Origin of the sequence: Nocardia sp. NPDC051756, assembly GCF_040681495.1 — a bacterium.
Lineage (GTDB): Bacteria > Actinomycetota > Actinomycetes > Mycobacteriales > Mycobacteriaceae > Nocardia.
Window position 1 is genome coordinate 44,401 of record NZ_JBFAYV010000008.1, and the last position, 22,967, is coordinate 67,367.

Below are 22,967 nucleotides of genomic sequence, written 5' to 3' on the forward strand. Positions count from 1 at the left end.
GAAATGCCATGCGCGGCACCTGCTCCCGCCGATCAACGGCCCGGAAAGTGCGCCTCCCGATACTCCGCGAACCGCTCGTCGACCTGATCCGCGGTGAGACCGAAGTCCGCAAGCGTGTAGCGGTGCACGGGACGCGCTGCACCGGAGGTGCTTTCCGAGTGCAGCGCCGTCATCGCCGACGTCGCCTCCTCGGTCAACGGCAGATCGAAATGCCGGTAGATCGATTCGACCGTCCCGATCGGGTCCGCGACGAAGTCGTCATAGTCGACATCGCAGAACTGAGCGGCATTGTGCCGCTTACGGTCCGCCAGGAACCGATCCGCGCCCCGCGCCCACAGATCCAATTGCGCGCCGCCGACCACCGGCCCGCGGAACTTGTCCGACCACCCGGCCGAGGCCTGCTCGTTGAGGCTGCACACCGAGGCGATGATGGTGCGCGGATCGCGATGCATCTGGATAACGAGCGCGTCCGGATACACCTCGAAAATGGCATCGAGTGCGAATAAATGGCTGGGGTTCTTCAACACCCAGCGCCGCCCGGCGTCGGGCAGGCCGATCAGTTGCAGGTTGCGCCGGTGCCGGCGATAGGCGTCGGTCCAGTCCTGCTCGCGCAGCCATTCGGAGTAGGTGGGCAGATATCCGAGGCACTCGTAGGACACCGACATCGCCGACTGCCGGAGCAACTGCCAGCACTCCTCCACCTGGTCGGCGGAAATATGGTGCACGCCCATGAATTCGGGATGCTCCACGTGATGCTGCTCGAACGCGGCCTCGATCCGCTGATACACCGGGTTGCTCGCCCAGGTCTCCCGGGGCGGGCGCGGCTGCGGCATCTCGGTGAGCCACATCTCCAGACCCTGGTGCGCCGGATCGGCATTGAGTAGCCGGTGCACCGCGGTCGTCCCCGAGCGGGGCAGGCCGGTCACGAAGATCGGCCGTTCGATCGCCACCTCGGCGTGCTCCGGAAAGCGTTGCCACGCGGCCTCGCTGAGCAGCCGGGCGATCAGGGCCCCGCGCAGGAACGCGCGATTCACCTTGTTGCCGAACGGCGTCAGCTCCGCGTCCTTGGCATAGGACTCGAGCAGCACTTCGAGCCCGACGCGGTAGTCGTCGGCACCGAAATCGGTCAGCCCGACGACCTTGGTCGCCGACGCGTGCAGATCATCGATGGTCCCGACATCGTCCCTACCGATCAACGTTCATCTCCTCCGTAGTGGTGCGAGACAGTCGCACCCGATCAGTGGTGGTATTCGCCGCCGTTGACGTCCAGGCACGCGCCGGTGATCGCGCGCGCCATGGGCGAGGCGAAGAACACGACCGCGTCGGCGATCTCGTCGGGTTCGGGCAGCTTGCGCAGATCGATGGTCTTCGCCGTCTCGGCGTAGACCTCGTCGGCGGTGATGCCGCGCTGTTCGGCGAGGTAGTTGAAGTACCACTTCAGGTTGTCGGCCCAGATGTAGCCGGGCGCAATGGTATTCACCCGGATGCCGCGCGGTCCCAGCTCGGTGGCCAGGCTCTGGGCCAGGGCGAGCAGGCTGGCCTTGGCCATCTTGTAGGGACCGAAGGTGCGCCGGGAGTGCCGCAGCACCGCCGAGTTGATCATCACGACGGAACCGTTGGACTCGTCGAGCGCGGGGATGAACAGCCGGGTCAACCGCAGCGCGGCAAGCACATTGGTCTCGAATCCGGCGCGCACCTGATCCAGGTCGACGTCGGCGAGATCGGTGATCGGCGGGATCGCGAACGCGTTGTTGACCAGCGTGTCGACCCGGCCGAACGCGCTGTGCGCGGCCTCGACCAGATGGACCGCGGCGGCCTCGTCGTTGATGTCGGTCGGCACCACCACCGCGCGCCGGCCGAGCTCGGTGATTTCCTTGGCCACCTCGGTGAGCCGCGATTCGGTGCGCGAAGCGAGCACCACGTCCGCGCCCGCCTTGGCGCTCTGCACCGCGATGGCGCGACCGAGCCCGGGGCCGACCCCGGAGACCACAACAACCTTGTCCTGCAACAACATCAGCCGAGCATCCTTTCCGCGACGGCAGCCTGCCGTACCGCGATTCGTGCGCGCCATTGTTCCGGCGTGACGCTCGCCTGGTCGTGGAACGGAAGTCGCTGCGCCAGGTCGTCGACCGGCACCACCTCGACCGTCGGGCCGTCTTCGGGCTTCATGTCGCGGGCCAGGCGCTGCCAGCGGAACTGTAGATAGCCGCGATCGTGCCCGGTCCGTTCGATCCAGTTGGCCAGACCCGGATTTCGCTCGCTGACCACCAGTCGGATCATTCCGTCGGGGTCCACGTGCGCCTGGTCGGCGGTGAGGCTGGTCTGGTGGTTGATGTAGTCCAGCGACAGGTACCACATGCTGCCGAGCTGGAAACCCTGGTACGGCGCATCGGATTTCGGCACCGTGATGATCATCGCCTGATCGTCGGTCAGCTCGTAGTGCCCGGCCGAGGAGAACTGGGTGGTGAGACCGCCAGGCGTGGAACGGGGTTCGGTCATCGTGTTCACCGGCAGGTTCAGATAGAACCAGCCCGGGAAGGCGAGGAAGGTCTGCAACCGGGAGATGAGCATCTTGCCCGCGACGCCGTACCGCTTGGTCAGCAGGTCCTTGGTCAGCGGCGGCGGTGCGTCGCCGACGCGGTCGACCCGTGCGATCCGGATGGTGCCGGGCTTCTCGGTGGCCCAGTCGCTGTAGACCTCGCGGACCACCAGCATCGCCGAGTCGGCGGCGAGATGTACGTAACCCGGGCGCGATTCGCCTGGTCCGAGCCGGAGTTCGTAGGAACCGTCCGGCCCGATCTCCAAGGAACGGTCGTCGAACGCGGTCTGACTGTCCGGCACATCCACCGGCGAGTAGTTGCCGTTGAGCACCTGGAAGCTCAGATCGCTTGTGCTGCCGCGCTTTCCGGTGACCACGTATTCCGCGTCCGGCCGCAGATAGGAGTGGAAGTACAGGGTGTCCGGGTTGTCCAGGCCCATCTTGGTGTACGGCCCGGTGGACTGGACGAAGAACGGGAAGTCCCGCTCGTAGGCCCACGCCATCTGTAAGGCCGCGCGAATGCTGCCCGCCAGGTAGTCGTAGCCCTCGACGAGGTCCTGTTCGGTGCGGATGTGCGCCGCCTCGGTGATGATCTGCTCGGCGGCGGCGATGGCGTCCGCGAACGGCTGTGTCAGCAAAAGGTCTCCATTGAATCGCGGTGTTCCAAATACGTACCACTCTGGTACATTTCGTCTGAGGCAAGATTAGAACGTGTTCTAGGAGTGGTCAATGGTCGCCCGTAGATCCGCACCGACCGTGCGGGTGGTTCAGGTAATGGATTTCCTGGTCGAGCAGCGCGGCAAGCGCTACGGCCTGTCCGAGCTGGCCCGCGCCCTCGACCTGGCGAAACCGACCTGCCTCGGCATTCTCACCGAGCTCACCGCGGGCGGTTACCTGGTGCGCGACGCCGACACGCTCACCTACGGCCTCGGCCCGGCCCTGATCGCCGCGGGCCGAGTCGCGCAGGACAGCTTCGCGATTTCCGCGCTCGCCCGCGCCGAGCTGGAGAAACTGACCGCGCGCTACCGCACGACCTGCACCGCGTCCGCCGTGGTCGGCGAGCAGATCATGGTCCTGGAGAGCACCGGTCCGGGCCTGGTCAAGGTCGGCGCGGCCTACCATTTCGCGCCGCCGGTCGGGCTGATGTACGTGCTGTGGGATACCGACGCGGCCTTCGATGCCTGGCTGGCCAAGCCGGCCACCGTGCCGTTGCAGCAGGACGAGGCGCGGCTGCGGCAGATCGTCGCCGAGTGCCGCGAGCGCGGTTACCTGGTGGAGAGCCTCACCGCCGCGGGCCGCAGGTTGTATTCGATGCTGGCCGGATTCGCCGCCCGCGATCTACCCGACGACCTGCGCGAACTGGTCGGCGAGCTGGTCACCAGCCTCGGCGAGCGGGTATACCTCGGCACGGATCTACGCCCGCGCAAGGAACACCCCGTCAGCCTGCTCGCCGCGCCGACCTACGGCGGCGACGGCCGGCAGAACATGGTGCTGACCATGTACGTCGGCAAGTCGATCACCGGCGCCGAAATCGACCGGCGCGGAACCGCTCTGGTCGCGGCTGCGGACGCCGTGACCACCGCTTCGGGTGGTAATCGACCGGCGCAGCAGTCATCCTGGAGTTGACCCCCGCGGTGTTCCGCCGATTCCGGTCCGGCACGACCTGTTGCCAACTATCGAAACGTGTTCTAGTTTTGCGGTGTGAGCCAGTACGCAAAGTCGACGGCGAGCACCTACGAGCTGCCTCATCTGGACGCGCTCGAGGCCGAGTCGGCACATATTTTCCGAGAAGTCGCGGCAACCTTCGAGCGTCCGGTGTTGCTGTTCTCCGGCGGCAAGGACTCGGTGGTGATGCTGCACTTGGCGGCCAAGGCCTTCTGGCCCGCGCCGCTGCCGTTTCCGGTGCTGCACATCGACACCGGGCACAACTTCGATGAGGTGATCGCCTTCCGCGACGAGACCGTCGCGCGGTTCGGGCTGCGACTGGTGGTCGGCAGCGTGCAGGACGACATCGACGCGGGCCGGGTCACCGAGGAGACCGGTCCGCGCACCTCGCGTAACCGATTGCAGACCACCACGCTGCTGCGGTCGATCCACGAGGGCAATTTCGACGCGGTGTTCGGCGGCGCGCGCCGGGACGAGGAGAAGGCGCGGGCCAAGGAACGCGTCTTCAGCTTCCGCGACGAGTACGGCCAGTGGGATCCGCGCAGCCAGCGGCCCGAGCTGTGGAACCTCTACAACGGCAGACACCGTGCGGGGGAACACATTCGGGTGTTCCCGCTGTCCAACTGGACCGAGCTCGACATCTGGACCTACATCGCCGCCGAGGGCATCGACCTGCCGCCGCTCTACTACGCGCACCGCCGCCCGGTGGTCGCCCGCGACGGAATGCTGTTGGCGCACACGCGCTTTCTGGAATTGCTGGACGGCGAGGAACCGCACGAGACGACGGTGCGGTTCCGCACGGTCGGCGACGCCACCTGCACCGGCTGCGTGGAGTCGACCGCGGCCACCCCCGCCGAGGTGGTCACCGAGGTCGCCGCGGCCCGGGTCACCGAGCGGGGCGCGACCCGCGCCGACGACCGGATCTCGGAGGCGGGCATGGAAGATCGCAAACGAGAGGGCTACTTCTGATGACCGCAACCCTGCTGCGTCTCGCCACGGCGGGCAGCGTCGACGACGGCAAGTCCACCCTCATCGGGCGCCTGCTCTTCGATTCCAAGACGATCTTCACCGACCAGCTCGCCGCCGTGGAGCGGACCAGCCGCGACCGCGGCGACGACTACCCGAACCTGGCCCTGCTCACCGACGGCCTGCGCGCCGAACGCGAACAGGGCATCACCATCGACGTGGCGCACCGCTATTTCGCCACGCCCCGACGGAAATTCATCATCGCCGACACCCCGGGCCACATCCAGTACACCCGGAACATGGTGACCGGCGCGTCCACCGCCGACCTGGCGCTGATCCTGGTCGACGCCCGCAAGGGTGTGGTGGAGCAGACCCGCAGGCACGCGTTCCTGGCCAGCCTGCTCGGCATCCCGCACCTGGTGCTGTGCGTGAACAAGATGGACCTGGTCGACTGGTCGCAGGCGCGGTTCGAGGAGATCCGCACCGAATTCGCCCAGTTCGCGTCGAAACTCGACATCTTCGACCTGACCTTCGTGCCGATGTCCGCGCTGGACGGCGAGAACATCGTGCACCGCGGGGCGAGCATGCCGTGGTACGAGGGCACTCCCCTGCTGCACCATCTCGAAGAGGTGCACATCGCCTCGGACCGCAACCTGATCGACGCGCGGTTCCCAGTGCAGTACGTAACCCGCAGCCACGCACAGGATTTCCGGGGTTACGCGGGCACGGTGGTCGGCGGTGTGTTCAAGCCCGGTGACGAAGTGGCCGTGCTGCCTTCGGGATTCACCACCACGGTCGAGGCGATCTGGGGTCCGGGCGGCAAGCCGGTCGCGGAAGCCTTTCCGCCGCAGGCGGTCACCATGCAGCTGGCCGATCACCTCGACGTGTCCCGCGGCGATATGATCTGCCGTCCGAACAACCGGCCCACCGCCGGGCGCGATCTCGACGCGATGGTCTGCTGGTTCGCCGACGAAACCCAGCTCACGCCGGGCTCGACGTACACCATCCGGCACACCACCCGCACCGCCACCGCGGAGGTGCGAACCCTGGACTACCGGCTCGACGTCAACACCCTGCACCGGGACGAGAACGCGGAATCGTTGTCGCTCAACGAGATCGGCCGCGTGCAGCTGCGCACCCGGCAGCCGCTGCTGTTCGATCCGTATCGCCGCAATCGGTTCACCGGCAGCTTCATCCTGGTCGACGACACCACCAACAACACCGTCGGCGCGGGCATGATCACCGGCCCGAGCCTGCCGTCCTCGCGGGTGGTCTGGCATTCGACCGCGGTCGGTCGGGACGAGCGCGCGACCCGCGGCCTCACCGTCTGGCTGACCGGCCTGTCCGGCTCCGGAAAGTCGACCGTCGCCGTGGAACTCGAACGCCGGCTGGTCGCGGCGGGCCGTCCGGCCTTCCTGCTCGACGGCGACAACCTGCGACACGGACTCAACGCCGACCTCGGCTTCAGCGCCGCGGACCGGGTCGAGAACGTCCGCCGCGTCGGCGAGGTCGCCCGGCTGTTCGCCGAAGCCGGTGTGGTGGCGGTGGTTTCGCTGATCAGCCCGTACCAGGCCGACCGCGATCGCGTCCGCGCGGCGCATCTGGCCGCGGGCATCCCGTTCGTCGAGGTCTTCGTCGACACTCCGCTGGAGATCTGCGAATCCCGCGACCCGAAAGGCATGTACGCCAAGGCCAGGGCCGGTGAGATCAAGGGCTTCACCGGCATCGACGACCCGTACGAGGCCCCCGCCGAGGCCGAACTCGTCCTGCGTCCCGACCACGGCGATCCGGCGGCGATGGCGGCCACCATCCTCGCCCGTCTCTCCGGTCTCGAATAACTCCAGGTAGCCGAAGGGGCAGACAGCGGATAGCTGCCTGCCCCTTCGGCTTTCGCGCTCAGATCAGCGTGCGGAAGAACTCGCGCACATCACCGGTGAGCAGTTCGGGCACCTCGAGCGCCGGAAAGTGACCGCCGGAGTAGAACTCCGACCAGTAGGTGACGTTGTGCACCCACTCGGCGAACCGGCGGATGGCGTAGTCGCCGTCCTTGAACACCGCGACCCCGGTCGGCACGGTGCCCTTCGGCTGCGGCGCGAACATGCTCGCGTCGTGGAACCGCTCGTAGTAGTAGTTCGCCACGCTGCGCGCGGTAGCGGTGAACCAGTAGACGCTGACGTTGGCCAGCAGCCGGTCCCGGTCGATCGCCTGCTCGGGCAGCTCGTTCGCCTGGTCGACCCATTCCTTGTACTTCTCCACGATCCAGCCGAGTTGCCCGGCCGGCGAATCGGCCACCAGTTGCGCGAGGGTGTTCGGCCGGGAACCCTTCAGATTCATGTAGGCCGCGCCGTCGTTTTGGAAGTTCTTCATCCGGCCCAGCCGCTGCTGCTCGGCCTCGGTCAGCGCGGCCAGGTCGGCCGGGTCGCCGGTCGGGAAGGTGACCAGCGCGTTCACGTGCACGCCGAGCACATGGTCGGCGTCCACCCGGCCGAGCCGCGGGGCGATGAACGCGCCGTGATCACCGCCCTGCACGCCGTAGCGGTCGTAGTCGAGCCGGGCCATCAGCTCGGCCAGCGCGGCCGCGACCCGGCCGTCGTCCCAGCCCGCCTCGGTGATCGGCCCGGAGAAGCCGTGCCCCGGCAGGGACGGGATGACCAGGTGGAACGCAGGCGCGTCCGGCGCTTCGTGCGCTTTCGGGTCGGTGAGCGGGCCGATCAGGTCGAGGAAGTCGATCACCGAGCTGGGCCAGCCGTGCAGCAGGAGCAGCGGGGTGGCGTCCGCCTCGGCCGAGCGGATGTGCAGGAAATGCACGTTCTGCCCGTCGATGGTGGTGGTGAACTGCGGGTACTTGTTCAGCTCGGCCTCGGTAGCGCGCCAATCGAACTTCTCCGCCCAGTAGCCGGCGAGTTCCTTCAGGTACGCGGTCGGCACGCCGCGCTCCCAGCCGGTGCCCGGCAGGTCGTCGATCCAGCGGGTGCGGGCCAGCCGGTCGCGCAGGTCGTCTAGGTCGGCCTGCGGGATCTCGATGCGGAAAGGGCGGATCTCGTTGTTCGTCATGACATGAATACTTCGGGTAACGAGGGGGGTGGCGAATCACGAGAATTCGTTATTTCCGGCGGTCGCTGCCCGGCGGGCGGACTGGCATAAGCCGCTCGGGCCGGGCATGATCGCGGAGTGGTGAGCCTTCCCGTCCGCGGTGCCTTCGTCGGGCGGGCCGCGGAACTGTCCGCACTGCGGGAGGCCTACCAGGATCCCGAAGTGCACACCGTGCTGATCGCCGGCGAAGCCGGACTCGGCAAGTCCCGGCTCGTCGCCGAGTTCCGGACCCGGCTCAGCGCGGACACCGTGGTGCTGGCCGGTCGGTGTCCCGAATTCGCCAGTGACGGCGTGCCGTTCGCGCCGTTCGTCGCGGTCATGCGCGCGCTGCTGCGACAGCTCGGTGTGGCGGAGCTGGTCACGTTGCTTCCGGTGAGCCGTCCGGCGTTGTCCCGGTGGCTGCCGGAGTTGGCGGCGCAAGCGGGTTCGGCGGCGGCCGAGTCCGATCGGATTCGGTTGTTCGGCGAGATCCTTACCGTGCTCGAACAACTCGCCGTCCGACAACCAGTGGTCGTCGTGCTGGAGGATCTGCACTGGGCCGACGATTCGAGCCGCGAGCTGCTCACGTTTCTGCTGGCCAACTCGGCGCAACGCGATCTGCTGCTGGTCGGCACCTACCGCCCGGCGGATTCCGCGGCAATGCGCAGGCTGGTCGCGGGCCTGCGCCGCGATCCCGGTGTGCGGGTAGTCGCTCCCGCGCCGCTGACCCGGCACGAGGTCGGCAGGCAACTCGCCGCGCTGTTCGGCCGCGAGCCGGAGCCCGGAACCATTTCGCGAATCTTCGAGCGAAGCAATGGGATTCCGCTGTTCGTCGAGGCGCTCAGCAGCGCGCCGGACAGCCCCGACGAGCTGTCGGAACTGCTGATCGAGCAGCACGCCGGTCTGCCGCCGGAGACCCAGACGCTGCTGCGTCTTACCGCCGTCGTGGGATCGCCGGTGCCGCACGCCTTGCTGGAGTCGGCCACCGACCTCGGCCCGGACGCGCTGCATCGCGCGCTCCGTCAGCTCATCGACCAGCAGGTGCTCACCGCGCACGACACCGGATACGAGTTCCGGCACATACTGATTCGCGACGCGGTCTACGACCACATGCTGCCGATCGAGCGAAAGCACCTGCACGCCAAGCTGTCCCGCGCGCTGGCCGCGAACCGCGAACCGTCGAGCGCGGGTCAGCTCGCCTATCACGCACACGCCGCCGGTGAGCTGCCGCTGGCGCTCGAAGCCTCGTGGACCGCCGCCGAGAACGCGGAATCCGCCGGTGCACACGCCGAACGGCTGCGTCACCTCGATCGCGTGCTCGAACTCTGGGATCAGGCGCCGGCGGCGCGACAGGTCGCCACCGAACGGCTCGAGGTCCTCGAGCGGATCGTCGACGCCTGCTACCAAGCCGGTCTTGTCGAACGCGGCGTCGAGGCCGCCGACGAGGCGCTGCTGCTGGTGGATACCGCCGGCGCACCGCAGCGCGCGGCCCGCCTGTTCCACCATCGGGCCGGTCTGAAGAACCACAGCAGCCGTGGATCGGACGACGACCTCCGCCGTGCGCTCGAGCTGTTGCCCGCGCACCCGCCGACCGAGCTACGCGGTCAGGTACTCGCCGAACTGGCCGTCGCCCAAGCCTTCCGCAGCGACACGGCCGCGGCCGAAAGCAACGCGCTGGCCGCCGTCGAGGTGGCCGAACAGCTCGACGCCCAGGCCCTGGCCGCCCGCGCCTACGCCTACCTCGGCCTGGCGACCGCCGCTCGATTCGATACCGCGGTCGCCCATTTCGGCCGGGCCCGCGCCGCGGCGACGGCCGCCGCCGACCCGCAGGCCCTGCTCTCGGTGGCGCTCTGGGAGTCGGCCGTGCTGGTCACGGCGGGCGCGCACACCGCCGCGATCGCGACGATCCAGCAGGGCTTGCGCGCCGCCCACGAGACGTTTCGCTTCGCCGAGGCAGGTCCCATCCTGCTGGTCAAGTGGGCCCAGGCCCTGACCGCGCTCGGCCGCTGGCCGGAGGCGCTCGATCGCATCGACGAATCGCTGACCGAGCAGTTGCCCCCGCTGAGCAGGGCCGCGCTCCTGCTCGCGCACGCCAGAATTGCCGTGGCGCAGGGTGATTCGATCGCGGCAGGCACCAGCGCCGAAACCGCCGCGGGTCTGCTGAGCGACGGGCCATGGGCCCGGCAGTACCAGCTCCAACTGCGCACCGTCCGGTGCACGATCGCCCTCGCACTCGGCCAGATGCAGCGCGCGGCACAGATCTGCACCGACGCACTGTCGGCGGACGATCTCGCCGCCTACCACCACGAGGTGTGGCCACTGCTCGTCCACTCGGCCGGGATAGCCGAACTGCCAACGGATCTCGACGGAATCGCCGAATCCCTGCCGATCACCGGCCCGGTCGACGCCGCGCACCGCGCCGTCTTCGTCGCCACCCGCGGGTCCACTCCCACCGCATGGCACGAGGCGGTATCCGCCTGGCGCGCACTGAATCAGCCCTACGAATTGGCCGCCGCCCTCCTCGGCTGCGCCGAAGCCGAACTGGCCGTGGGCAATCGGGCGGCCGCGCAGACCGCGCTGCGTGAAGTCGCCGACCTCGCCGCCGATCTGGGCGCCACTCCCCTGACGACGACGGCCCACCGTACGGCCGAGCGCGCCGGACTCGCACTCACCGACCGCGCACCCGAACGGACCGGCACGCGCCCAACGACTTTCGGCCTCACCCCGCGCGAACTCGACGTCCTGCGCCTGGTCGCGAAAGGACTGAGCAATCGGCAGATCGCCGCCGAACTCTTCATCAGCGGCAACACCGCGGGCGTGCACGTCTCCCGCATTCTCACCAAACTCGGCGTCGCCTCACGCACCGAGGCGGCCGCCGCCGCGCACACCCAGCGCCTGCTGGATACCGAGGGGGAATGAGCGCTCCGGTCATGTCCTATCGAGCGGGACGGTCATTGGCGGCACTCCCCGAACCGGCTTAACCTCAGGTCACCGATCCGGACGGGTGGGGTTCGGCCGTGGCCGCATGCCCTCGTCGAGGACGACAGAGAGCGGAGACATGGGACCACTGCACGGAGTGAAAGTCATCGAGATCGCCAGTCTCGCCCCCGGCCCGTTCGGCGCGATGATCCTGGCCGATCTCGGCGCGGAGGTGCTGCGCGTCGACCGCGGCGGCGCCCCTGGTGCGGGCATCGTCTCGCCCGCGGGTCCGCTGGATCGCGGAAAGCACAGCATCACACTGGATCTCAAGCAGCCCGCCGACCGGGAGACGCTGCTCGGGCTTACTGATCACGCGGACGTACTCATCGAGGGGTTCCGCCCCGGCGTCGCCGAACGCCTCGGCTTCGGTCCCGCCGACCTCGCGGCCCGCAACCCGCGCCTGGTCTACGGCCGGATGACCGGCTGGGGCCAGGAGGGTCCGCTGGCGCACACCGCGGGCCACGACATCGACTACATCGCGATCTCCGGCGCGCTCGGCTTGGTCGGCCGCGCCGGGGAACCGCCGGTGCCGCCCGCGAACATGCTCGGCGACTTCGCCGGCGGCGGCCTGCTGCTCGCGCTCGGCGTGCTCGGCGCACTCTACGAGCGCGAACGTTCCGGCAAGGGTCAGGTGGTCGACGCGGCCATGGTGGACGGTTCCGCGCTGTTCACCGCGTCCATGCACGGCCTGCACCACCTCGGCCTGTGGAACTTCCCGCGCGGGGAGAACATGCTCGACGGCGGCGCGCCGTTCTACGACACCTACGAATGCGCGGACGGCCAGTTCCTCGCGGTCGGCTGTGTGGAGATCCCGTTCTACAACCAGATGCTCGCCCTGCTCGGCATCGACGACCCGGACCTGCCGTTCCAGCTGGACAAGAACGGCTGGCCGCAGCTGAAAGAGGTGCTCGGCGCCAAGTTCAAGGAGCGCACCCGCGACGAATGGGCCGAGGTCTTCGCCGGCTCCGACGCCTGCGTCGCCCCGGTGCTGAGCCCGTGGGAGGCCCACGAACACCCGCACAACCAGGCGCGCAACGCGTTCATCGAGGTCGACGGCGTGCTCCAGCCCGCACCCGCGCCGCGCTTCGACCGCACCCCGATCGATACCCCGGCCCCGCTCTCGTCGGATCCGGAACAGGTCCGAAAGCTGCTGTCCGGCTGGGGCGTTCAGGCCGAGCAGATCGATCGCGTGACCAGCTGAGCCGACTTCGACGCACAGCCGCTCCCCGTGCACTACCTTGATCCATGCGCGGGGAGCGGCTGCTGAGCTGCCGACCGTAAGATACAGTGGTTGGCACATGTCTCGAAAGGACGGCTGATGCGTTCCACGCTGCTTTCCCGGCGCGATCTCGACTTCCTGCTGTACGAGTGGTTGAACGTCGAGCAGCTCATCAAACGTGAGCGCTACGCAGATCATTCGCGCGAGACCTTCGACGCGGTGCTCGAGCTCAGCGAGCAGCTGGCCACCAAATACTTCGCGCCGCACAACAAGCTCAACGACGCGAACGAGCCGACCTTCGACGGCGAACGGGTCACCATCATCCCCGAGGTGGCCACCGCGCTCGCCGCCTTCGCCAAGGCCGGATTGCCCGCCGCGGCAATGGATTACGAACTCGGCGGGTCGCAGCTGCCGGTCACCGTCGCGCAGGCGAGCTACGCGTGGTTCCAGGCGGCCAACCCCGGCACCTCCGGCTACTCGTTCCTCACCGTCGCGAACGCGAATCTGCTGCTGACCCATACCGGCCCGGAGTTCACCGACCGGTTCGTCCGCCCGATGCTCGAGGGCCGGTTCTTCGGCACCATGTGCCTGTCCGAGCCGCAGGCGGGCTCCTCGCTGGCCGACATCGTCACCCGCGCCGAACCACAGGACGACGGCACCTACCGGCTGTTCGGCACGAAGATGTGGATCTCCGGCGGCGATCACGAGCTCGGCGAGAACATCGTGCACCTGGTGCTGGCGAAGATCCCCGGCGGACCGGCGGGCACCAAGGGCATCTCGCTGTTCGTCGTGCCGCGGTTCCTGGCCGAGGACGACGGCACGGTCGGCGAACGCAACGACGTCGCGCTGGCCGGGCTCAACCACAAGATGGGCTTCCGCGGCACGGTCAACACCGTGCTCAACTTCGGCGAGGGCCGCTGGACGCCGAACGGCGCCGCGGGCGCGGTCGGCTACCTGGTCGGCGAGCCGCATCGCGGGCTCAGCTACATGTTCCACATGATGAACGAAGCGCGGATCGGCGTCGGCATGGTCGCCTCGGCGCTCGGCTACACCGGCTACCTCGAGTCACTCGACTACGCCCGCACCCGCGCGCAGGGCCGGGCGAAGCTGCCCGCCGATCCGACCGCACCGCAGCGGCCGATCATCGAGCACGCGGACGTCAAGCGAATGCTGTTGGCGCAGAAGTCCTATACCGAGGGCGCGCTGGCGCTGGTGCTCTACTGCGCGCGGCTGGTCGACGAGCAGCAGACCGCCGAATCGGCAGACGAGAAGAAGGCACTCACGCTGCTGCTCGACATTCTCACCCCGATCGCCAAGAGCTGGCCGTCGCAATGGTGCCTGGAGGCGAACAACCTCGCCATCCAGGTGCTCGGCGGTTACGGCTACACCCGCGAATACAACGTCGAGCAGCACTACCGGGACAACCGGCTCAACCCGATCCACGAGGGCACGCACGGCATCCAGGGCCTGGATCTGCTGGGGCGCAAGGTAACCCAGCAGGGTGGCGCGAGCCTGCTCGCGCTCGACGAGCGGGTGCAGGCCACGGTGACCGCGGCGCGCGCCGCCGGCGGCGAGGCGGCCGAGCTTGCCGCGCAACTGGATTCGTCCTGGCAGCGCCTGGTCGAGGTAACCGCTGGTCTGTTCGCCACGGGCGATTTCGAGGCCGCGCTGGCGAACAGCTCGGTCTACCTGGAGGCCTTCGGCCATATCGTGCTGGCCTGGATCTGGCTCGAGCAGCTGCTGGCCGCCGCCGGGCAGACCGGCGATTTCTATGACGGCAAGCGGCACGCGGCCCGGTACTTCTACCGCTTCGAATTGCCCAAGACGGCACCGGCATTGGACCTGCTCGCCCGCCTCGACACCACTACGCTGGAAATGCGCGACGCCTGGTTCTGATTCGGTACACACCTCGAAGGATGTACCATTTTCCGATGACCACCCCCAGCCAGCGAACCACCCGCCCGCCAGGCCGACCGGCGTCGGCGACCCGGGAAGAGGTCATCGACCTCGCGCGGCAGGCGTTCCTGGCCGGTGAGCGGGTGGACATCCAGGCGATCGCGGCGCAGCTCGGGCTCAGCCGCGCCTCGGTCTACCGCTGGTTCGGCTCGCGCGAGGGCGTGCTCGGCACGGTGCTGGCCGGCGAGTTCGCCGCGCTGCTCACCCGCGCCGATGCCAAGCGGCGCTCCACCGGGGCCCGGCGCATCCTGGACGTGCTGTACCGGGTCAACCGCTGGATGACCGACAACGTGCCGTTCCGGCGGTACTTCGAGAACGAGCCGCTGGCCGGGCTGCGCATTCTCACCGCGAGCGACGGGCCGGTGCAGCCGCTGGTGGTCACCACCGTGCGCGAGCTCATCGCCCGCGCCGAACGCGAGGACGGCTACCGGCCACCCGTCGAACCGGACCTGCTCGCCTACACCCTGGTCCGGCTGGGCGAGGCCTTCCTGTACAACGATAATGTCGCAGGCATCCGAGGGGATGTCGACCGGCTGCACGAGGTGCAGGCCGCACTGCTCGGCATCCCCGAGGCGATCACGAGACCTCCCACCGGAAGCTGACATGTCGGACTCATTGCTGCACAAGCGTTTTCCAGACCTCGCCGACACCCTGCCGTATCTGCGCCTCGGCACCGCGCCGACGCCGATCCGCCCGCTGGACGTCGGCACCGGAGTCGCGCTGTGGTGCAAGGACGACAGCGGGTACGGCGACGGCGGCTGGGGCGGCAACAAGGTCCGCAAGCTGGAATGGCTGCTGCCCGAGGCACATCGGCGCGGCGCGCACACCATCCTCACCGTCGGCGGCACCGGCACCAACTGGGGGCTCGCCACCGCGCTGTACGGCCGCGATCAGGGCATCTCGACCCTGCTCACCCTGGTCGACCAGCCGATGGACGATCACGTGCGCGCCCAACTGCGGCGACTGGAGAAGTCCGGCGCGGCAGTACATCTCACGCACACCAAGCGGCGAACCATGGTGACCGCGCCCCTGCTGTACCTGCGGCACAAGATCCGCCGCGAACGCCCCTACTTCCTGCCGGTGGGTGGCTCGTCGCCGCTCGGCGCGCTCGGCTATGTCGAGGGCGCACTCGAATTGGCCGATCAGGTCGCCGCGGGCGTGCTGCCCGAGCCCAGTCATATCGTGACGGCGGTCGGGTCCGGCGGCACCGCAGCGGGATTGGCGCTCGGGCTGCGGCTGGCCGGGTTGCGGACGCGGGTCGTCGGCGTTGTCGTCAACGACTCGCTCCCGCTCGACGCGCCCCACATCGTCCGGCTGGCGTCCCGGGCGGAACGGCTGTTGCGTTCGCGCGGTGCGCAATTCGAGCCGACCGGGTTGCAGGCAAACGACCTCACCATCACCACCGACTGGCTCGGCCCCGGCTACGGTCACCCGACTCCCGCCGCGCGCGAAGCACAGTCGCTCGCGGCGCAGGACGGACTCCAGCTCGAAACCGTGTACACCGCCAAAGCATTGGCGGCCCTGCTGCACCTCGACACCGCCGACACCTTCGGCGCGGGCCCGGTGCTGTTCCTCAATACCTACGGCCCTCGGTAACTCGCCGCATTCGAATCGGCATGATCCGAATCCGGTCCCGCACCGCCGAGGTGGCGTATTGGCCGGTCTGTCCGGCATTTCACCAGGTCGGGGCCGGGTGGCGACGGCGCAATAACATCCCCTGATTCGCCGCCGCCCCGACGCCGGGATCCGGGCCGCCGATTCCGCACTATCGTCGCTATCCATGCAGGTCAGCGACAGGAAGGCGGCGGAAGTTGCAGCCGAACCCCCACCGGTGCGGCGGCTGCGCGCCGATCAAGCGCGACGAGTCGCCGATCTGCTCCGGCATCAACTGCACGCCGGCGCATTCGATGCCGGACTGCCCAGCGAGCAGCAGCTCGCGGCGGAATTCGAGGCGTCCCGCAATACGGTGCGCGAGGCCCTCGCGCTGCTGAAGGACGAGGGGCTGATCGACCGGGCGCCCAAGGTCGGCACCCGGGTCGCGACCCGCAAATACGATCACGGCCTCGACGCGCTGCTCGGCCTCCAGGAGACGTTCAAGGACCACGGCACCGTGCGCAACGAGGTCCGGGTCGCCATCCACGTCACCGCCCCGGCCGCGGTCGCGCGCCGCCTGCACCTCGCGCCCGGCGAGCGGGTCGTCTACCTCGAACGGCTGCGCTACCTCGCGGACATGCCGCTGAGCCTGGATCTCACCTACCTGGTGCCCGACATCGGCACCGAACTGCTCGGCCACGACCTGGAGCACACCGACATCTTCGTGCTGCTCGAACAGATCAGCGGCCACTCGCTCGGACACGCCGACCTCGCACTGGAAGCGGTACCGGCCGACCCGCACACCGCCTCCACCCTCGATATCCCCGGCGGCGCACCGCTGCTGATGCTCGAACGGCTGACCCACCTCGACGACGGCCGCCCGGTCGACCTCGAGTACATCCGCCTGCGCGGCGACCGAATCACCATGCGCGGCAGCCTGACCCGTAGCACCCCCGAATGGAAGGTCCTCTAGATGGCACTCGTGAACCAGCGCACCGATATTCCGGTGACCATCGACGAATCGCTGTGCATCCAGGGCTGCACGCTGTGCGTCGAGATCTGCCCGCTCGACTCGCTGGCCATCAACCCGGACAACGGCAAGGCCTTCATGCACGTGGACGAGTGCTGGTACTGCGGCCCGTGCGCCGCCCGCTGTCCCACCGGCGCCGTCACCGTCAACATGCCCTACCTGCTCCGCTGATCTGGAAGTCTGATGAAAGTACGCCTCGTTCCCGTCCTGCTCGCCGCCGCGCTCACCCTGACGGGCTGCTCCCTCGAGAGTTCGAACGACACCCCGGCCGGCACCGTGAAGGTCGTCGTCGGCTACCAGTCCAAGACCATCAACACCGTCACCGCCGGGACGCTGCTCAAAGCGCAGGGGTACCTCGAGCAGCGACTACAGCAGATCACCGATCGGGGTGGCGCGAAGTATCAGGTGGAGTGGCAGGACTACGACACCGGCGCGCCGATCACCGCGCAGATGGTGGCGGAGAAGATCGACATCGGGTCGATGGGTGATTATCCGTTGCTGATCAACGGGTCTCGGACGCAGGCGAACGAGCGGGCGAAGACCGCGCTGGTGTCGGTGACGGGGTACAACCCGAAGGGCGCGCTCAACATGGTTATCGTGTCGCCGGATTCGACCGCGACGAGCATCGATGAGCTGGCCGGGCAGAAGGTTTCGGCCAGCGTCGGGTCGGCCGGGCACGGCACGCTGGTGCAGGCGCTGACTCGGGCGGGCATCGATGCGGGCAAGGGCGTCGAGGTGCTGAATCAGCAGCCGCAGATCGGCGCGACCGCGTTGGAATCGCATCAGGTGCAGGCGCTTTCGCAGTTCGTCGCGTGGCCGGGGTTGCTGGTGTTCCAGAACAAGGCCAAGTTGCTCTACGACGGTGCGGAACTCGGGGTGCCGACGTTCCACGGGGTGGTCGCGCGGCGGGCGTACACGGCCGAGCATCCGGAGGTGTTGCAGGCGTTTCTGGCCGCGCAGCTCGATGCGACGGCGTTCCAGCGGGACAAGCCGTTCGAGGCCGCGAAGATCGTGGCGGATGGGTCGGGGCTGCCGCAGGAGGTCGTCTACCTCTACAACGGGCCGGGCGGAACGTCTTTCGACACCACGCTCAAGCCGAGCCTGATCGACGCGTTGAAAGGTGATGTGCCGTACCTGAAGTCGATCGGTGACTTCGCCGAGTTGGATATCGACCGCTTCGTCGACAGTGGACCGCTGCGGAAGGCGTTCGCCGAGGACGGGCGCGCCGACTACGACAAGTCGGTGGCGTCGACGGCGAATCCGAGCCTGATCAGTGGCACCGATCCGATCTGCGGTCGGGCCGTGACGGATTCGGCGCGGGCCGGTGAGGTGTGGATCGACGGGGCTGATCGGCCGCAGCCTGCCGCCGATGCCGGGTGCCTGCTGCGGGCGGTGCAGACCGCCAAGGCACAGGGCAAGGTGGTCCGGGCCGCGTATATCCCCGATGCTGAGCTCGGCACGCGGTGGTTCGCCGACAAGGCGAGTTGGGTGCGTGATGGTGATGTGTTCCTGCCGTTCACGACTCCGGCTGCGGCGCAGCGGTATCGGCAGGCACATCCGGCCGCGGTGAACGTGTCGTATGACCAAGCCGTCACGGAAGTCCGCCAATGACAACCGAAGTCCCGACGAAGACACAGATCACTGTTGCCTCGGTCCTTCCTGTGCAGGACGCGGCGGAGCCGCTCGAACGCGGTGATGGCAAGCAGCGCAAGGGACTTTGGCAGTCCCGGCTGATCCGGGTGGCATCGGTCGCCGCCGCGGTCGGTCTGTGGCAACTGCTCACCGTCAACAATGTCCGGGCCGGGCTCCGGTTCGACACGCTGCCCACGGTCACCGAGATCATCGCCGAGTTCGGCAAGCATCTGGGCTCGCATCAGTATTACCTGGATGTCGCCCAGTCGTTGATCCGGATCGTCACCGGGTTCGGGCTCGCCGCGGTGGTCGGCGTGCTGGCCGGCATCGGGCTCGGTCGATCCCGGCTGCTGGCCGATGTTTTCGGCCCGCTCACCGAGCTGGCCCGTCCCATTCCGGCGATCGCGTTGGTGCCGGTGGCGATCCTGATGTTCCCGAGCGACGAGTCCGGCATGGTGTTCATCACCTTCACCGCGTCGGTGTTTCCGGTGCTGGTCAGTACCCGGCATGCGGTGCGTGCGTTGCCGACGGTCTGGGAGGACGCCGTGCGGACGCTGGGCGCTTCGCGGGTCGGTGTGCTGGTGCGCGTGGTTTTTCCGGGGATCCTGCCCGGCGTGTTCAGTGGGCTGTCGGTGGGCATGGGCGTCGCCTGGATCTGTCTCATCTCCGCGGAGATGATCTCCGGCCGGCTCGGCGTCGGTTATCGCACCTGGCAGGCCTACACCATCGTCGACTATCCGGCCGTGTTCGTCGGCATGATCACCATCGGCATCCTCGGCTTCGGCACGTCCGGGATCGTCGAGCTGGCCGGTCGCCGGATCACCCGCTGGCTCCCTAGAGAGGTGTCCGAATGACCGCCACGGTATCGCTCGAAACGACCGGAATGCGGTTGCGGCTCAACGGTGTCCGGATCTCCTATGGTGACCGGACCGTCGTCGACGGGCTCGATCTCGATGTCGCGCCCGGCGAAATCCTGGTCCTGGTCGGCAAATCCGGCTGCGGGAAGTCCACGGTGCTGCGCGCGCTCGCCGGATTGCGGACGCCGCAGGGCGGTACGGTGCTGGCCGACGACGCGACCGTCACCGGGCCCTCGGCCGACCGCGCCCTGGTCTTCCAGGACGACGCGCTGCTGCCGTGGCGCACCGTCCGGCAGAACATCGAACTCCCCTTGCGGCTGCGTGGCCTGCCGCGCGGCAAACGCAAAGAGCGGGCGCAACATTGGGTGAGCGAGATCGGCCTCACCGGGTACGCCGACTTCCTGCCCCGCGATCTGTCCGGCGGTATGCGCCAGCGAGTTCAGTTGGCGCGCAGCCTCGCCGGCGCACCCCGCGCCGTGCTCATGGACGAGCCGTTCGGCGCGCTGGACACCCAGACCCGCGCGACCATGCAGCGCCTGCTGATCGACACCTGGCGCGCGCACCCGACCACCATCGTCTTCGTCACCCACGATCTGGACGAGGCCCTGCTGCTCGGCGATCGCATCGCCGTGCTCGGCGGCGGCACCCTCCGCGCGGTCGTCGACGTGCCGAACCCGCGTCAGGACGTCGATCGGCGCTCGGTGCGGGCCGAGATCTTGGAGAATCTGTGAACATTCCGGAGCTGTCGGATCGGGTCCGGCTGGACTGCGACGTGCTGGTCATCGGCGGCGGTACCGCCGGCACCATGGCCGCGCTCACCGCCGCCGAGGCAGGCGCGGACGTGCTGCTGCTGGAGAAGGCGCACGTGCGGCACTCCGGGGCGCTCGCGATGGGGATGGACGGCGTGAACAATGCCGTCATTCCCGGCAAGGCGGAGCCGGAGGATTACGTCGCCGAGATCACCCGGGCCAATGACGGAATCGTCAACCAGCGCACCGTGTATCAGACCGCCACCCGTGGCTTCGCCATGGTGCAGCGGCTCGAACGGTACGGGGTGAAGTTCGAGAAGGACGAGTACGGCGAGTACGCGGTGCGGCGGGTGCATCGGTCGGGTTCCTATGTGCTGCCGATGCCCGAAGGTAAGGACGTCAAGAAGGCGCTGTATCGCGTGCTCCGGCAACGGAAGATGCGGGAGAAGATCCGGATCGAGAACCGGCTGATGCCGGTGCGGGTGCTGACCGAGGGCGGGCGCGCCGTGGGCGCGGCCGCATTGAACACGCGCACCGGTGAATTCGTGGTCGTCGGCGCCAAGTCGGTGATTCTGGCGACCGGTCCGTGTGGCCGGCTCGGGTTGCCCGCTTCGGGTTATCTGTATGGCACGTACGAGAATCCGACCAACGCGGGCGACGGGTATTCGATGGCCTATCACGCGGGCGCGGAGCTGAGCGGCATCGAATGCTTCCAGATCAACCCGCTGATCAAGGATTACAACGGGCCGGCGTGTGCGTATGTCGCCAATCCGTTCGGCGGGTATCAGGTGAACGCGCAGGGTGAGCGGTTCGTGGACTCCGACTACTGGTCGGGGGCGATGATGGCGGAGGTCAAGCGGGAGATCGAATCCGCGCGCGGGCCTATCTATCTCAAGGTTTCGCATCTGCCGGATGAGACGCTCTCCACGTTGGAGGGGATTCTGCACACGACGGAGCGGCCGACCCGCGGGACCTTCCATGCCAATCGCGGGCACGACTATCGCACGCACGATATCGAGATGCATATCTCCGAGATCGGTTTGTGTGGTGGACATTCCGCTTCTGGAGTGTGGGTGGACGAGCATGCGCGGACCACGGTGCCCGGCCTCTATGCGGCGGGCGATCTGGCGTGTGTGCCGCACAACTACATGATCGGTGCGTTCGTTTTCGGCGATCTGGCCGGTGCGCACGCCGCGTCGACGCTCGATGCGGTCGCGGCCCCGGCCGAGCTGCCGGAGGATCAGCTGGCCGAGGCGCACGAGTTGATCTACCGGCCGTTGCGCCATCCGGAAGGTCCGCCGCAGCCGCAAGTCGAGTACAAGCTGCGCCGGTTCGTCAATGATTATGTGGCGCCGCCGAAGACGGCCGCCAAGCTGTCGATCGCGGTCGAGACGTTCGAGCGGATGCGGGGTGAGATCGCGGAGATCGGGGCCCGAACGCCGCATGAGCTGATGCGGGCCGCGGAGGTGTCGTTCATCCGGGATTGCGCCGAGATGGCGGCGCGTAGTTCGTTGACCCGCACCGAGTCTCGATGGGGTCTGTATCACGATCGCGCCGATATCCCGGAGCGCGACGATGTCGACTGGCGGTATCACCTCAATCTTCGGAAGAATGCCGACGGCACCATGGAATTCCTGAAGCGGCCGGTCGCGCCCTATCTGGTTCCGGTTCCTGGACTCGATGATTTGACGTCCACCGATCCGACCATCGTTCCGGTGCACCAGCCGGCGCCGCTCGGTGGTCGCGCGCCGCAGCAGGCCGACGAGGTCGGTGCGGTTCGCGAAACCGTCACTCCCCCTTCGCCTCGTCTCGTCGCGTTGCTCGCCCTGGATGCGCCGACGGTGGTCGAGCTGTCGAGTTACCTGACCGATGAAGACAGTGGAGTGCGGGTGGCGGCGCTCTCCATGCTCACCGAGAACACGCCGGAGGGTTTCGCCGCGGTGCTGGTCGAGGCGCTCGACGATGATGTCGCCGCGGTTCGGCGGGCGGCCGCGGCGAGCCTGCGGGAACTCGTCGAGGTGTTGCCTGGCGCAACCGGATTGGCCGAGCGGCTCGGGTCGCCCGATGCTGTTGTGCGGGCCACGGTCATCGATCTGTTGCGGGCGTTGCGGGCGGGTTCGGCTCCGCAATACGCTGCGGCACTGTCGGATACGGATCATCGAGTGCGGATCGAAGCGGTTCGCGCGCTGGTGTCGCTCGATGATCGGCAGGCGGTTTCGTCCGTCGCCGGCGACGGCATCCGTGAGGTTCGTATCGCGGTGGCGCAGGGCCTGGCGGCCATCGGCGGCGGTGGGCCCGAGGTGATCCGGGTTCTGGCCAAGGATCACGACCCGCTCGTCCGGGCCGCGGCGTCGGCGGCGTTCGCGGTGATCCGCCCGGACCCGAAAGATGTCGCGGAACTGTCTGCCGCACTGCGACATTCGGCCTGGCAGGTCCGAGTCGGCGCGGCCCGCGGCCTGGCGGGTGCCGAATCCGATTCCGCCGTACCGATTCTGGCCGAAGCGTTGAACGATCCGCATCTCGATGTGCGCAAGGCGGCCGTGCTCGCGCTGACCACCTGGCCGGACAACCGGGACGCGATCGACGCCCTCGAACGCGCCATCGATGACGTCGACGCCGACGTGCGCGCCTACGCCCGGCGCGCGTTACCGCAGACCACCCGCTGAAAACGGACATTCAAGACCCACCGGTATCGGTCAGTACATTGGAG

The 22,967-nt window shown here is 68.2% G+C and carries 18 protein-coding genes; 14 read left to right on the top strand and 4 right to left on the bottom strand.

Going from position 1 to position 22,967, the window contains the following annotated elements:
• Positions 1-32 precede the first annotated feature (32 nt).
• From AB0M22_RS32950 to AB0M22_RS32960, 3 genes are read right to left on the bottom strand one after another with little or no spacing between them, the layout of a single operon-like run.
• Positions 33-1,196: a sulfotransferase gene (locus AB0M22_RS32950; protein WP_364735246.1), complete on the bottom strand. Its 1,164-nt coding sequence runs from the start codon at positions 1,194-1,196 to the stop codon at positions 33-35.
• Between the two features lie 41 nt (positions 1,197-1,237).
• A complete protein-coding gene (locus AB0M22_RS32955; protein ID WP_364735248.1) occupies positions 1,238-2,014 on the bottom strand; it encodes an SDR family oxidoreductase in 777 nt (258 codons plus the stop codon).
• Positions 2,014-3,177 carry a hypothetical protein gene (locus tag AB0M22_RS32960; protein ID WP_364735250.1) on the bottom strand — a complete coding sequence of 388 codons (1,164 nt, stop codon included), beginning with the start codon at positions 3,175-3,177 and terminating at the stop codon, positions 2,014-2,016. The genes AB0M22_RS32955 and AB0M22_RS32960 overlap by 1 nt, the downstream gene beginning before the upstream one ends.
• A gap of 91 nt (positions 3,178-3,268) precedes the next feature.
• Between AB0M22_RS32960 and AB0M22_RS32965 the strand changes: the two genes are divergently transcribed.
• The 3 genes from AB0M22_RS32965 to cysC all read left to right on the top strand — a co-directional run bounded on the left by AB0M22_RS32965 (position 3,269) and on the right by cysC (position 7,008).
• Positions 3,269-4,165 carry a helix-turn-helix domain-containing protein gene (locus tag AB0M22_RS32965; protein WP_364735252.1) on the top strand — a complete coding sequence of 299 codons (897 nt, stop codon included), beginning with the start codon at positions 3,269-3,271 and terminating at the stop codon, positions 4,163-4,165.
• A 75-nt stretch (positions 4,166-4,240) separates the two neighbouring features.
• Positions 4,241-5,173 carry a sulfate adenylyltransferase subunit CysD gene (gene cysD / locus AB0M22_RS32970; protein WP_364735254.1) on the top strand — a complete coding sequence of 311 codons (933 nt, stop codon included), beginning with the start codon at positions 4,241-4,243 and terminating at the stop codon, positions 5,171-5,173.
• A complete protein-coding gene (cysC, locus tag AB0M22_RS32975) occupies positions 5,173-7,008 on the top strand; it encodes an adenylyl-sulfate kinase (RefSeq protein ID WP_364735256.1) in 1,836 nt (611 codons plus the stop codon). Before cysD ends, cysC begins: the two co-directional genes overlap by 1 nt.
• Positions 7,009-7,066: 58 nt before the next feature.
• On the opposite strand, the gene AB0M22_RS32980 is transcribed toward cysC, so the two are convergent.
• A complete protein-coding gene (locus AB0M22_RS32980; RefSeq protein WP_364735258.1) occupies positions 7,067-8,224 on the bottom strand; it encodes an epoxide hydrolase family protein in 1,158 nt (385 codons plus the stop codon).
• Positions 8,225-8,341: 117 nt separating this feature from the next.
• On the opposite strand from AB0M22_RS32980, the gene AB0M22_RS32985 reads away from it, so the two are divergent.
• The 11 genes from AB0M22_RS32985 to AB0M22_RS33035 all read left to right on the top strand — a co-directional run bounded on the left by AB0M22_RS32985 (position 8,342) and on the right by AB0M22_RS33035 (position 22,923).
• The gene (locus tag AB0M22_RS32985) at positions 8,342-11,161 is read left to right on the top strand and encodes an AAA family ATPase (RefSeq protein WP_364735260.1); all 2,820 of its coding nucleotides are present in this window, start codon (positions 8,342-8,344) and stop codon (positions 11,159-11,161) included.
• A gap of 139 nt (positions 11,162-11,300) precedes the next feature.
• A complete protein-coding gene (locus tag AB0M22_RS32990) occupies positions 11,301-12,422 on the top strand; it encodes a CaiB/BaiF CoA-transferase family protein (protein ID WP_364735262.1) in 1,122 nt (373 codons plus the stop codon).
• A gap of 117 nt (positions 12,423-12,539) precedes the next feature.
• Positions 12,540-14,336 carry an acyl-CoA dehydrogenase gene (locus AB0M22_RS32995; RefSeq protein ID WP_364735264.1) on the top strand — a complete coding sequence of 599 codons (1,797 nt, stop codon included), beginning with the start codon at positions 12,540-12,542 and terminating at the stop codon, positions 14,334-14,336.
• 35 nt (positions 14,337-14,371) lie between these two features.
• Positions 14,372-14,998 carry a QsdR family transcriptional regulator gene (locus AB0M22_RS33000; RefSeq protein ID WP_364735266.1) on the top strand — a complete coding sequence of 209 codons (627 nt, stop codon included), beginning with the start codon at positions 14,372-14,374 and terminating at the stop codon, positions 14,996-14,998.
• 1 nt (position 14,999) lies between these two features.
• Positions 15,000-15,992: a pyridoxal-phosphate dependent enzyme gene (locus AB0M22_RS33005; RefSeq protein ID WP_364735268.1), complete on the top strand. Its 993-nt coding sequence runs from the start codon at positions 15,000-15,002 to the stop codon at positions 15,990-15,992.
• A gap of 184 nt (positions 15,993-16,176) precedes the next feature.
• The gene (locus AB0M22_RS33010; protein WP_364735270.1) at positions 16,177-16,962 is read left to right on the top strand and encodes a GntR family transcriptional regulator; all 786 of its coding nucleotides are present in this window, start codon (positions 16,177-16,179) and stop codon (positions 16,960-16,962) included.
• The gene (locus AB0M22_RS33015) at positions 16,963-17,190 is read left to right on the top strand and encodes a ferredoxin family protein (RefSeq protein ID WP_014984269.1); all 228 of its coding nucleotides are present in this window, start codon (positions 16,963-16,965) and stop codon (positions 17,188-17,190) included.
• A 12-nt stretch (positions 17,191-17,202) separates the two neighbouring features.
• A complete protein-coding gene (locus AB0M22_RS33020; protein WP_364735273.1) occupies positions 17,203-18,630 on the top strand; it encodes an ABC transporter substrate-binding protein in 1,428 nt (475 codons plus the stop codon).
• On the top strand, positions 18,627-19,505 hold the full coding sequence (locus AB0M22_RS33025; RefSeq protein ID WP_364735275.1) for an ABC transporter permease: 879 nt from the start codon (positions 18,627-18,629) through the stop codon (positions 19,503-19,505). Before AB0M22_RS33020 ends, AB0M22_RS33025 begins: the two co-directional genes overlap by 4 nt.
• On the top strand, positions 19,502-20,239 hold the full coding sequence (locus AB0M22_RS33030) for an ABC transporter ATP-binding protein (protein ID WP_364735278.1): 738 nt from the start codon (positions 19,502-19,504) through the stop codon (positions 20,237-20,239). The genes AB0M22_RS33025 and AB0M22_RS33030 overlap by 4 nt, the downstream gene beginning before the upstream one ends.
• On the top strand, positions 20,236-22,923 hold the full coding sequence (locus AB0M22_RS33035) for a fumarate reductase/succinate dehydrogenase flavoprotein subunit (protein ID WP_364735280.1): 2,688 nt from the start codon (positions 20,236-20,238) through the stop codon (positions 22,921-22,923). The genes AB0M22_RS33030 and AB0M22_RS33035 overlap by 4 nt, the downstream gene beginning before the upstream one ends.
• Positions 22,924-22,967: the final 44 nt, after the last annotated feature.

Bases quoted from the DNA above. Each gene is read 5' to 3' on its own strand.
- AB0M22_RS32965 (WP_364735252.1), top strand. From the start codon at position 3,269: ATGGTCGCCCGTAGATCCGCACCGACCGTGCGGGTGGTTCAGGTAATG.
- AB0M22_RS33020 (WP_364735273.1), top strand. From the start codon at position 17,203: ATGAAAGTACGCCTCGTTCCCGTCCTGCTCGCCGCCGCGCTCACCCTG.
- cysC (WP_364735256.1), top strand. From the start codon at position 5,173: ATGACCGCAACCCTGCTGCGTCTCGCCACGGCGGGCAGCGTCGACGAC.
- AB0M22_RS33030 (WP_364735278.1), top strand. From the start codon at position 19,502: ATGACCGCCACGGTATCGCTCGAAACGACCGGAATGCGGTTGCGGCTC.
- AB0M22_RS33005 (WP_364735268.1), top strand. From the start codon at position 15,000: ATGTCGGACTCATTGCTGCACAAGCGTTTTCCAGACCTCGCCGACACC.
- AB0M22_RS32955 (WP_364735248.1), bottom strand. From the start codon at position 2,014: ATGTTGTTGCAGGACAAGGTTGTTGTGGTCTCCGGGGTCGGCCCCGGG.
- AB0M22_RS33025 (WP_364735275.1), top strand. From the start codon at position 18,627: ATGACAACCGAAGTCCCGACGAAGACACAGATCACTGTTGCCTCGGTC.
- AB0M22_RS32995 (WP_364735264.1), top strand. From the start codon at position 12,540: ATGCGTTCCACGCTGCTTTCCCGGCGCGATCTCGACTTCCTGCTGTAC.
- AB0M22_RS32990 (WP_364735262.1), top strand. From the start codon at position 11,301: ATGGGACCACTGCACGGAGTGAAAGTCATCGAGATCGCCAGTCTCGCC.
- AB0M22_RS32980 (WP_364735258.1), bottom strand. From the start codon at position 8,224: ATGACGAACAACGAGATCCGCCCTTTCCGCATCGAGATCCCGCAGGCC.
- AB0M22_RS33000 (WP_364735266.1), top strand. From the start codon at position 14,372: ATGACCACCCCCAGCCAGCGAACCACCCGCCCGCCAGGCCGACCGGCG.
- AB0M22_RS33010 (WP_364735270.1), top strand. From the start codon at position 16,177: ATGCAGGTCAGCGACAGGAAGGCGGCGGAAGTTGCAGCCGAACCCCCA.
- AB0M22_RS33015 (WP_014984269.1), top strand. From the start codon at position 16,963: ATGGCACTCGTGAACCAGCGCACCGATATTCCGGTGACCATCGACGAA.